The sequence below is a fragment of the Lysinibacillus sp. NPDC092081 genome (genome assembly GCF_044755845.1).
In the GTDB taxonomy this organism is placed as follows: domain Bacteria; phylum Bacillota; class Bacilli; order Bacillales_A; family Planococcaceae; genus Lysinibacillus.
Genome location: NZ_JBIVRU010000001.1, coordinates 121,383 through 132,951 on the forward strand (window position 1 = coordinate 121,383; position 11,569 = coordinate 132,951).

At 37.7% G+C, this 11,569-nt stretch carries 8 protein-coding genes and 1 other RNA gene; all 9 read right to left on the minus strand.

Translation table 11 applies throughout. From position 1 onward, the window contains the following. Window positions 1-81 precede the first annotated feature (81 nt). Window positions 82-1,989 carry an ATP-dependent DNA helicase gene (locus ACIQLB_RS00655; protein ID WP_400719759.1) on the minus strand — a complete coding sequence of 636 codons (1,908 nt, stop codon included), beginning with the start codon at window positions 1,987-1,989 and terminating at the stop codon, window positions 82-84. A gap of 85 nt (window positions 1,990-2,074) precedes the next feature. Continuing rightward, window positions 2,075-3,211, minus strand: a complete 1,137-nt coding sequence (locus tag ACIQLB_RS00660; RefSeq protein ID WP_400719761.1) for a THUMP domain-containing class I SAM-dependent RNA methyltransferase — start codon at window positions 3,209-3,211, stop codon at window positions 2,075-2,077. Window positions 3,212-3,214: 3 nt separating this feature from the next. Further along, a complete protein-coding gene (locus tag ACIQLB_RS00665) occupies window positions 3,215-4,954 on the minus strand; it encodes a putative bifunctional diguanylate cyclase/phosphodiesterase (RefSeq protein ID WP_400719763.1) in 1,740 nt (579 codons plus the stop codon). A gap of 294 nt (window positions 4,955-5,248) precedes the next feature. Further along, window positions 5,249-5,629, minus strand: an RNA gene (gene rnpB, locus ACIQLB_RS00670) — RNase P RNA component class B. Between the two features lie 60 nt (window positions 5,630-5,689). Beyond that, the gene (gene gpsB, locus ACIQLB_RS00675; RefSeq protein WP_370043473.1) at window positions 5,690-5,983 is read right to left on the minus strand and encodes a cell division regulator GpsB; all 294 of its coding nucleotides are present in this window, start codon (window positions 5,981-5,983) and stop codon (window positions 5,690-5,692) included. A gap of 118 nt (window positions 5,984-6,101) precedes the next feature. Next, window positions 6,102-7,358: a ribonuclease H-like domain-containing protein gene (locus ACIQLB_RS00680; protein WP_400719766.1), complete on the minus strand. Its 1,257-nt coding sequence runs from the start codon at window positions 7,356-7,358 to the stop codon at window positions 6,102-6,104. A gap of 513 nt (window positions 7,359-7,871) precedes the next feature. Then, window positions 7,872-10,136, minus strand: coding sequence for a DEAD/DEAH box helicase (locus ACIQLB_RS00685; RefSeq protein ID WP_400719768.1), 2,265 nt, complete (start codon window positions 10,134-10,136; stop codon window positions 7,872-7,874). After that, a complete protein-coding gene (locus tag ACIQLB_RS00690) occupies window positions 10,108-10,494 on the minus strand; it encodes a YppE family protein (RefSeq protein WP_400719770.1) in 387 nt (128 codons plus the stop codon). Before ACIQLB_RS00690 ends, ACIQLB_RS00685 begins: the two co-directional genes overlap by 29 nt. Before the next feature lie 736 nt (window positions 10,495-11,230). After that, window positions 11,231-11,425 carry an endonuclease gene (locus ACIQLB_RS00695; RefSeq protein WP_400719772.1) on the minus strand — a complete coding sequence of 65 codons (195 nt, stop codon included), beginning with the start codon at window positions 11,423-11,425 and terminating at the stop codon, window positions 11,231-11,233. Window positions 11,426-11,569 lie beyond the last annotated feature (144 nt).

The following is an 11,569-nucleotide window of genomic DNA, read 5'->3' on the forward strand; positions in this document are numbered from 1 at the left end:
ACTCATCATTATCTCACGATAAAAATGTTATTTTAATATACAAAAAAAGCGAGATTGCAGTAGGTGCAATCTCGCTTTTTTCTACTTTATTTCTGGTGTAACGGCTAATATATTTTCAAATGTTTCACGCTGCTTTGCTTCTTCTTCATTCAACAAAATATGGATATCTCCATGGTCATTTGAAGTACGAATTAAACGTCCCATCCCTTGTTGTAAACGAAGTTGCATAAACGGTAATTCCACTTCTTCATATGGATTTTCTGCAAATGTACGTTTCGCATCAAATAATGGATCATGTGGAGGGAATGGTAAATCATAAATAATAACTCGTGTTAATGCCTCCTCCGGCAAATCTAGACCTTCCCATAAATGATAGGAGCATAATGTTTTGATTGTGCCTACTTGGAAATCACGAACAATCCCTGATAGTTCACGATCCCCCTCAAACGCTACATACATCCGTTCCATAAGAGGTAGTTCCGCTTTGAAATCTAACATTGCTTGTTTTGATTTAAATAAAATTAATGTTTTTTCACCATCACGTAATAGCTGTTGAACACGCGCTGTTTTCCCCTTTTGAGATAGCTCATGTAAATAAATTCGCATAACTTCTTCATAATCAAATGGAGAGGGAACAGAAAACGATTGATAATTACGTATTCCTAAACTATAGGCAATATACGAAAAATCTTTATTGACGGATAAAGTTGCTGAAGAGAATACTATTGGAAGTTTTTTAGAGAATAATTTTTCTGATAAAACTTCTGTGATGAGACGCGGCATAATTACGAGCGTTTCCTCCCCATCCGTTTCTTCTAACCAATCAACTGCATCTCCCTGTGCTATGAAAATACGTAAAGATGCCTCGTATTGTTCTAAATACTCCTCTGCCATATTTAATTCATACTCTGGAATCATATACATTTCAGATTCAAAGACAAATTCCTCGAGTAATGTTTCGACATCCTCAATAAGTTGTTTACCGTATTTCAGCAGATTTGGCGATTTATTAATACGTTTACGCTCTTCTTCAGAAGCTACTAGATCATCTCGTAGTTGGTCAAAAAATAGCTCATGGTCATCTTGTAATTTTTCCATCGCGTATAATGTACGCTCTCGCACACCATCCACCATTAAACGCTCTAACAATGTCACAATTGTTGTCGCCTGTACTTTATACGTCATTGCTTTTTGCGCAGCATATTCTAATAAATGACCTTCGTCTAGCACCATCATTGATACTTCAGGCAATAATGCTAGTTGCCCTTCACGTTCACGAGACTCCTTTGTTGCTAAATGCTCCATCAAAAAATCTTGCGAACAAATGATTAAATCCGTCGATTTACGATAATGTGCACGATGTAATGTTTGACCACATCGATTACGTAGATCACATACTGAACACTGCATAATCGAGTTGTAGTTTACTTTTTGCCAATCTTCATCACTGACAGTTGGATATTCGCTGCGTTCACCATAAGGTTGTATAGCAATCATTGAGCCCTGCGCATATACTCCATCAGGTATAGAAAATGCAATATCATCGATCCATTCATCGGTTTCCACTTTTTCAGCTTCCTCGAAACGCTTTAAGCATAAATATTGGTCTCGTGACTTTGCTAGGCGAACATCAATTTCAAGACCTAACGTTTTCTGTAGCTTATAAATATCGCCGCCCTCTTTTACTAGCTGGTCGATTAAAGTTTCATCTGCACATGCGATAAGGGCTGGTTTGCCAGTATAGCGTGCATAGGATACAGCTGGTAGTAAGTAGGCAATTGTTTTCCCAGTCCCTACACCTGCCTCCGCAAAAAGCACGTTTTTTTCTTTTAGGGCTTGCTCAATTTGATAGGCCATAAAAATTTGCTCATCACGGCATTCAAAGCCCTTTTCAGGTAATTCATCGTAAAGGACGTCCCCCATCCAGTCACCTAATGACTCAAAAAATGAGCGGTCCTTTGTTAATACAAATGGTAAAGATTTACGCAATTGACGTTCCCCCTCTAACTATCTGGTCCTATTATACGCGACGAAACGGAAGATAAGAAAAAATCTTATCTTCCGTTATCATTCGTTAATCTCTTTTAGACTTTTGTCCCCAGAATTGGTAATAATTCGTTTCAATAAAGCCATTGAATAATTTACGCTTCTTCGTCGATTGACGACCGTACAATTCCTCAAAGTTTTTCATTGAGGACAACATGTACACAGACCAAGTCGGATAGTTTTTCATGACTTTTCCTAAGTCTCGAATTACCTGCTCCACGACTTCGATGTCACCAATACGCTCTCCGTATGGTGGATTACCAATCATAACACCATCTGTTAGCAGTGTTGTAAAATCACGTGCTTGCATTTGCTTGAACGTAATCATATCACCAAAGCCCGCTTCTAGTGCATTTTCTTGTGCAATACTCACCATGCGATGATCTATATCAGATCCGAAAATTTCTAATGGTTGATCATAGTTCGCTAAGCTATCCGCTTCATCTCGCGCTGCATCCCAAAATTTTGCCTTCATCCATGGCCAATCCTCTGAAATAAATTCACGGTTATAGCCCGGTGCAATATTTTGTCCAAACATTGCTGCTTCTAGCGCAATTGTGCCAGAACCACAGAATGGATCTACGAACGGTCGACTCGGATTCCACTTAGAAATTTGTACGAGTGCCGCTGCTAATGTTTCTTTTAATGGTGCTTCGCCTTGTGCTTGACGATATCCACGCTTATGCAAGCCCGCACCCGATGTATCAATAGTAAGTGTAGCCACATCTTTTAAAATTGAAACTTCAATTTTATAAGTTGCACCGGATTCATCTAAAAATCCTAAACGTTTATAATGTTGTTTCATGCGCTCTACAATTGCTTTTTTAGTAATTGCCTGACAATCTGGCACACTAAATAATTGGGATTTAACAGACTTCCCTGATACTGGGAAAGCCGCATCAACTGGTAAGTATTTTTCCCACGGTAAAGCTTTTACACTTTCAAACAACTGTTCAAAAGATTTAGCAGGAAACTGTCCTACAACAATTTTTACTCGGTCTGCTACACGTAGCCATAAGTTTGTTCGTGCAATGGCCGTTTCGTCACCTTCAAAATACACTTTGCCGTTTTCGACTGTTGTTTCATAGCCTAGTGCCTTTACCTCTTGTGACACAATCGACTCTAATCCCATTGCAGCAGTTGCTACTAATTTATAGTTTGCCATACACTAATTCCTTCCTTGATGCTCAATTTCCCAATACTCCATAAACTCAATAAGTTCATGAAGTGGCAACGGTTTGCTGTAATAATAGCCTTGAATTATATCACAGTTCATTTTACGTAGTATATCCACTTGTTGTGCTTGTTCTACACCTTCAGCAACAACTTTCATTTTTAAGCGATGCGACATTTGAATAATCGCATCCACTACTGCCTGTTTTTCATCGAGTGAGCCAATATGTTGAATGAAGCTTCGATCGATTTTTAAATAATCAAGAGGGAAACGAACTAAATAACTAAGAGACGAATAGCCTGTCCCAAAATCGTCAATAGAAATTTTAAAGCCCATTTTCTTAAGTCGCACAAGCTTGCTAACCGTTTCATTTGCACTGTTCATCACAGTACGTTCTGTAACTTCGATTTCAAAATTGTTAGCAGGCGTGTTATAACGCTCTAATATCGCTTGAACAGAGTCTAAAAAATTTTGTTGCTTAAAGTGAATGCTTGAAATATTGATGGCAACCGGAGTCTTGTAGCCACTTCGACGCATCTCTATAACTGCCTTACAAGCTTTTTCTATAATCACTTCGCTCAAAGGAATGATTAGTCCTGTTTCCTCAGCATAAGGAATAAATTCTGCTGGCGAGACAAATCCCAATCTTTCACTATTCCAACGTACAAGTGCCTCTAACCCTTGAATCTCTTCATTTTCCACAGATATTTTAGGTTGGAAATGAAGCTCAAATTCCTGGTTTTCAATAGCTCTCCGTAGTTCCGAATCTAATAATAAAACACGCTGAGAGTCAGTCTTCAATTCCTCAAAATAAAATGCATAGTCGTTTAGGCCATTCTTTTTTGAATAAGTCATTGCCTTGTCAGCACAATGAATCAATTGCTCGGTTGTATCACCTTCTGATGGATACATGCTGATACCAATACTCGTAGAAATAAAAATATCTTGACCATTAACATCCAAAGGCTGTTCAATAATCCCGATAATTTGTTCAGCAAAATTTGCGGCTTCTTTGGCATTCTTAACGTTTGTTAACGTAATAATAAACTCATCACCGCCATATCTTGCAATGATATCTTTATTTTTTAACAATGTTTTTAAACGCTTTGCCACTTCTACTAGAATGGTATCTCCGACTGCATGACCTAACGTATCATTAATTTGTTTAAATCGATCTAAATCTAAAAAATAGACTGCATGCTGTACTGAATGAGAAATAGTAGAAGATGATTCTAATAGATTATCCATTCTTTCAATATATGCAAATCGATTTGATACTTCCGTTAAAGAGTCCGTTAATAAACTCTTTTCTAGTTCATTTTCTACTATTTTTCTTTCAGACAAATCTGTGAAAATACCACAGTAATTTGTAATCTCTCCCTCATCGTTGGCTACACCTACAATTGTTAACCATTCTGGATATACGTCTCCGGTTTTTCGACGATTCCATATTTCCCCCTGCCAAATGCCTTCTTGTCGTATCTTTTCCCACATATCTAAATAAAATTGCAATTCATGTACACCTGACTGTAGAACGGCTGGTGTTTTTCCAATTACTTCATCACGTTTATAGCCAGTTACAAATTCAAATGCAGGATTGACCAATTCTATTCTTTTATCTTTATCTGTGATCATGATGCCTTCAGATACATTTTCAAAGGTTTTTGTTATTAAGGCAGTAGGATAATTGGAAATCGAATTTAGCTTCCCCAGACTATCGTTCACTCGGTTCATGTTTCCGCTCCATCCTATCTCTCTTTACTACCCTCATTTTTTAGAAAAGCGCTTTTGCGCCAGTCTACTCTTAAGTAGACAATATGTACATCGTTGCGATAACAGTTTAATTAGATGTTTTTGTTTCGAATCGTAGCAGCAGAGGCATGACCAACAGTGTACAGCCTTATTCTCAAACGTATATCGCGCATGTCTAGACATGATTAACAAGTAACTTTTTCTTTCTATAGTCAAAAGAAAAGCTCTCCACCAAATTGGAGAGCGCTTGTCATTTCATAAATAAGCATCAAAAAATTCCATAAGCCATGTTTTGTTCCCGAGTACTCAAACAGCTATCGCCTCGTACGGCCGGGTAGTAATCATCTATCTACAGAGTTAACTCTGTCCCTCTATCCGTTCAATTCCTTTTAGAGAGTGCCCCTACCATAATTTGGGTTTCTCACTCGTGGGGTTTACCTCGTTCCACCTTGCATGTTTCCAAGCAAGCTACGTCACTGTGGCACTTTCAGGAAGTTTCAACCATATCATTAAGACTTAGGTTTTCCTTCCGCCGTCAGCCATTACAGCTGCCTTACCTTATTTTTTCAGTAAGCACGAACACTACGGTCATCTCAGAACCGTGCGAGCATGGACTTTCCTCTACGACGTCTAGCGCCGCAGCGATTACCAGAATTTCATGATGATAAAAAAGATTATACTAGAGTTTTATGATAAATACAATATAATTGACAAAAATTATTCGTACAACTTACTACCAAATACGTGTTTCTCTAAATTCGAAAGACGTTTTAAAATATCAAAGTTTGTCGTACCAGCTGCCGATGCGACAGGTTGTCTCTTAGGCGTATTATCAATTTCTTCTTTTAACTGTTTATTTTCTTCACGAAGTTGGGCCACCACTTTTTCAAACGTTTCATAATCTTGTATTATTTCATCAAGAAATGAATCGACTTCTTCTACATTGTAGCCTTTAAAATTTTTCTTAAATTCCTTTTCAAGGATCATTTTTGACGTTAATTTAATATCCATTCACATCGCCCTTCCTCACACTACATGCGTTACATTATAGCATACTTCATCACATTATATCGTTTGAAAACATCAAATGTAAGGCTAAACTTGTCGTTTCTTGCGCTTACCCGGGAAATTATTTCTTATTTCCTAACCGGAGTAACCTCTTTTCCCAAGAAATTTCCCATTTCTGCTTTTGTTCTACTCTCCATTGCTCATTCTTTTTTATTAATTTTATGCCCTCTTGCGTATAATAAAAGGCCTGGTCATAATCTTTCATTTGATGCTCATATATCATCGCTAGTTGTTCTAATACATGCAACTTTTTTCGTTGATCAACGAAATGTAGAGCAGCCACAAATCCATCGATCGCTTCACTAAACTTTTTATTTCTTTTATGCTGTATTGCTAAATAATATTGTGCATTTCCCGATTCTAGTGCATCAAATTGGGTCGTAACCTTTTCTAAAACCTTTACACTCTGTGAACTCTCTTTTAAATCAGCATACCATTTCCCGATATTTGTAAACGTTTTTGCCGATTCTTCACTCGTCTCTTCAAATAGCAAATTTGTAGAATGGACATAAAGCGTAACGAGTGAAAGTAAATCCCATTCATTATGAAGAAGGACTTTCATAAGTGTATCTGGAACACCGCTTTTGATTGCATCTAAATAAATAATAGGTGCAAGATATCCAGGTATATCTCCAATGCGAGAAAAGCCAAGCTTCTCTTCTTCTACAGCTTTTAATTTCATTCTTTCCATATCATTTTTCCATAAACGCTTTGAACTATGCAATAAATCGATTTGCCGTTGTGTACGCAGTTTAGGTAATTCTTTTTGGTTGAGTGTCCAACGTGTTTCAAGTTGCGGCCAGTCAAAACTTTTCCCATTATAGGTTATAACCGTCGCTGTTTTTTGCCAAAGCTTTGATTCAAAAAGTAACGCTGCCTCATGTGCAGGATCAGCTAAAATATATTGAGTTAAAATAAAGCTTTCATTTTCCTCTGATACTTCTAAAAAGCCTAGAAGAAAAATTTGTGTGCCTACACCCTTTAAACCAGTAGTTTCCGTATCAAAAAACAATACCTTTTCATTCATTTCTAATGCATATGGATGTTCGAACTTTGCCTCTTGCCATTTTACTAATGCATCAAAAAATGACTGCAACTTATAATGACCATGCTGATAACTAAACGGATAACGCACTTGTCGTTTAAAAACAATGCCGAATTCATTTTCTACAATTGTTAGTCCAGCTTTTCCCCACTGCTCAGTATAGCTTGGAGCAACAGGTTTTTGATAAGCAGGTTTATCCTCTTTTTTTAGAGTTGTTGTCGTTTTCTTACCGAGCATTTTTTTCATTTGTAAAATTTTATTTTCGTAAGACATTTACTTCACCATTTTCTGCATGTAAGATTGCTAAAACTTATAGTACTTTTTTGCTTCCTTTAAACTATCTCGATGGAAAGACTGAATCACAATCACAGCTAGCCTTCATGCTGCTGCCATTACCATCAGAGTGCTCACCCAAAAATTGTGAAACCCTCCGAATGAACAGTGGATAAAACGCTTGTTATAACATGATTATCACACTTTCAAAATTGAGGATTGTCCTTATTTTTTTACCACAAGTATAATCTATATTAATCATAGCGCATCTTTTAGCTTCTGCACAAAGAGAAGATGTGCTAGTAAGGTGTAATATTGTTCACATGTGATAGGCTCAATAGGTTTAAATTAATTAACTATTTAAAATCGATTAAGCATATCCAAAAATAACAACGGAAGAATATACATAAAGAGTTGGCTAGTAATAACCGTAAAATGATTTATATAATAATAAAAAAAGGGCTTGTAGGAATAGTTTTTTAGACTTTTTCCTCTTCAAGCCCTCTGTGTATTCTAATTTAAAATGTGAAGAAGTTCTATTACTTTTTTCTTTGCTTGCTGTAAGCTATCTTGAGCTCCTATACATGATGGACAGCCTGATTCACAAGCACAACTCGTTACATGCTCCCGCGTCTTAGTCAACAGATCTTCCCATAAATCATATACCTTTTCACTTAATCCAATACCGCCAGGATACTTATCATAAACAAAAAATGTCGGTTGCTCATTATGAGTTGCCTTTACCTGTGGGACAACTGCTACATCACTACTATCACATTGAATAAACAATGGTATGAACGCATTCATCGCATATGCAGCTCCTGTCATGGCGTCTGTTAGCTCCGCCTCCGACCATTTTTCTAGCGCAGAGAATGATAGCCACGAAGAGTTTGTGTGCATTTCATCTGGTGGTAAATGAATAGGTCCAGAACCGATATTATCGTGTGTACCGAAGCGTATTTTTTTAAATATCGTTGCCTGCGCGACTAAGCCAACATCACCGAAGCCAATAACACCATCCTTATAGTCTCGACTCCGATCTTCCTCTAGCACCTTCATCTCAACAGCTAGATTAGCGTCAGTATAGTAATCGACATCTACTTCTCGTACATACGCTTTCTTCTCTTCCCAATCAAGTTTTTCTACTTGAAATTGAATGCCCTGATGCAAATAAATAGCCTCTTCATGTAGCAATGTCATCGCACTATGGCGATCCATTTCACCAATAACCTTTGTTTGTGCAGGGACCGTCATATCAATAATAACAACATTTTCTTGTGAAGCAGAACGAAGACTAATATCATGTGCCGGAAAGCGATCACACATCCAATGCCACTTCTCACTCGTTTTAAACACAACGCCTTCCTCCGCTAAATATTCAAGTAACTCTTGAATTTCATATTCACCATACGTATCATGCGTGGAAAAAGGTAACTCAAACGCTGCACATTTCAAATGATCCATTAAAATCAGCATATTTTCAGGATAAATACGCGCTTCCTCTGGTGCACTGCCAAGTAAAAAGAGCGGATGGTTCACTACGTACTGGTCAAGCGCTGCCGATTGCGCTACATAAATGATTAACGCCTCGTCCTGGCGACGGCCAGCACGACCTGCTTGCTGCCAAGCACTTGCGATATTTCCAGGGTAACCTGTCATGATACATGCCTGTAATTGTCCAATATCGACGCCTAATTCCAGCGCATTTGTACTAACCACTGTTTGAATAGTACCGTCACGAAGACCTCGTTCAATAACACGTCGCTCAGAGGGTAAATAACCACCACGATAACCTCTCACCGATTCATCTAAAAGCTTATTGCGTGTAAGTTCCTTTAAATACGTCACAATCATTTCTACTCGTACACGACTTTTAGCAAAAATAATGGTTTGAATACCTGCTGTATATAATCTTTTTGCGAGGTCACTCACCTCTAAAACAGCACTTCGGCGCACGCCAAATGTTTTATGGACGATAGGTGGGTTATAAAAAAGAAATGTCTTTTTCCCAACTGGCGCTCCGGAATCGCTGATTAAGGCATGGCTTTCATTCGTTAGAGATTCCGCTAACTCTTTTGGATTTTTAATAGTTGCTGATGTACAAATAAAAATCGGCTTACTGCCATAAAACTCACAAATACGTTTTAACCTTCGAATAACATGCGCAACATGCGAACCGAACACACCTTTATATGTATGCAACTCATCAATGACGATATACTGCAAATTTTCAAATAGTGAAACCCATTTCGTATGATGTGGCAAAATCCCTGAATGAAGCATATCTGGATTTGTCATCACAATATGCCCTGCCTTCCGAACCTTTTGACGAATCCCAGGCGCAGTATCCCCATCATACGTATAACTTAAAATTTCTTCACCGCTTTGTTCGATTAATTCATTTAAATCATTTTTTTGATCCTGCGCTAAAGCTTTCGTTGGAAATAAATAAATCGCACGTGAATTTTTATCTTCTACTATTTTTTGAAGCACCGGTAGATGGTAGCAATATGATTTTCCAGACGCTGTTGGTGTGACGGCAGTAAAAGAAACACCCTCCATTGCGTAATCAAACGCCTGACGTTGATGGGTATATAGTTGTTCTATCCCTCTTGTTCGAAGAGCCTTTACAAGTGAAGGATGTAAATTTTCTGGGAAAGGTGCATATTTAGCTTCACGCCCTTCAAGCGTTTGCCAGTGTAAAATGCGTTCCTTCAATTCCTCATCATATCTCCACTCGTTTAATAGTTCACTGATGGTCCTTTTTTTCGATAACATCTGTTTCTATCTCCTTCACTAGCCGTTCAAAAATTTTTAACGTATACGAGGTTGAATGAATCGCATCTAAAAAACGCTTTTTACTCGTTTCTTTATAAAAGGATTGCACAACAAATTGCTCCATCGATTCTACTGCTGAAGCAATTTGTTGTGTATGCATATATTTTGGTTGATTTTTTTGAATCCACTCATGCGCCTCTTGCTGCCATTCCTTTAAAAACTGGTGAATAACATCAGCGTATGGCTTAACCTCAACAAAAAAGTCGGGCGTACGATTCTCCTCACGCATTTGCCAGAAGCGTGAAACACATTTATCACATTCATCTATTAATTTGGAAGTTTGCTGTATTAATATCAATTTTGCACCTCATCTCATCAATGAAGGTTCATCACCATAACGTAGGATTTACTCTGTTCCGTCTGTGCCGTCCAATGAGTCGCTTAGGAACAACATGGGTTCGTCTGTGCGAAAGCGGAGCGACAGCAACAACATGGGTTCGTCTGTGCGAAACCGTTAACCTATTACATGGCACACGTTTCAACACAACTTTTGGTGATGAGCCTTGAAATTTTATCGTATTTAGGTTGAATCCATCCTTTAAATGAAGATTCATCTGCATTTACGTTAACGCATAGTATCATTTAAAGCTAATTTTCCGAACCTATTAACATTCGTTCTACCTAAAAAATAGTCTACAAAATTATTTATGTTATATGAGTAATTTTACTCCCAATGATGTATAAAAGCTTTATTTATGGCTCATCACCATTACTTGGGATTGATTTCCGTTTCGACTGTGTGAAAGTGCAACGACAGCGCACAATGTTGGCCACAAAAGAGTTATCTCAGGACGTAATGCTTTTAGCCTTCATCCACTACTAGCTCGTTCTCGGGTCTCACCTGTGACTAAGGCGTTGCCCAGTCTTCACCGCAATTAGCCCATATAAATGGCATATCTTTCAAGAAAATGACACCCCTAGCTTTTGATGATGAGTCCTATTCAAGGTACATCACTCATCATGGTAGATAATGTATGAAAAATACTCATATTGGGTTATTTCAATTGCATATGAGATAAGTGTACCAAAGTCTATCATTTTTCACTACTAATAGGCGAACAAGCATTCTTTACTTGCCAGTTCTTTTCTGCTAAGCTTACTTTCTGGCTAACAGATTTGAGCTGCATAAAAAAATTCATGTTTTGAGCATTTTTTTCCAAAGACACTCTCGTTAACAGTAATTGATTGACTAGATCCAACTGCGCAACTAATTGTTTTAACTTGTTCAAAATAACGCCTCCTTTGCTTTAATTTATGTATTCCTCGCATGTATAAAATTACCTTCATGCGTGACAAAATAAGCGTAAGTTAGCTGAAAGAAGAAGTATTTCGATAAAATTTAATTGAACTAATCTATTTTCGTTGTCTTCAAT

Excerpts from the sequence above, each read along its gene's own strand:
- ACIQLB_RS00685 (WP_400719768.1), bottom strand. The coding sequence starts at position 10,136 with ATGTTATCGAAAAAAAGGACCATCAGTGAACTATTAAACGAGTGGAGA.
- ACIQLB_RS00680 (WP_400719766.1), bottom strand. The coding sequence starts at position 7,358 with ATGTCTTACGAAAATAAAATTTTACAAATGAAAAAAATGCTCGGTAAG.
- ACIQLB_RS00665 (WP_400719763.1), bottom strand. The coding sequence starts at position 4,954 with ATGAACCGAGTGAACGATAGTCTGGGGAAGCTAAATTCGATTTCCAAT.
- ACIQLB_RS00660 (WP_400719761.1), bottom strand. The coding sequence starts at position 3,211 with ATGGCAAACTATAAATTAGTAGCAACTGCTGCAATGGGATTAGAGTCG.
- gpsB (WP_370043473.1), bottom strand. The coding sequence starts at position 5,983 with ATGGATATTAAATTAACGTCAAAAATGATCCTTGAAAAGGAATTTAAG.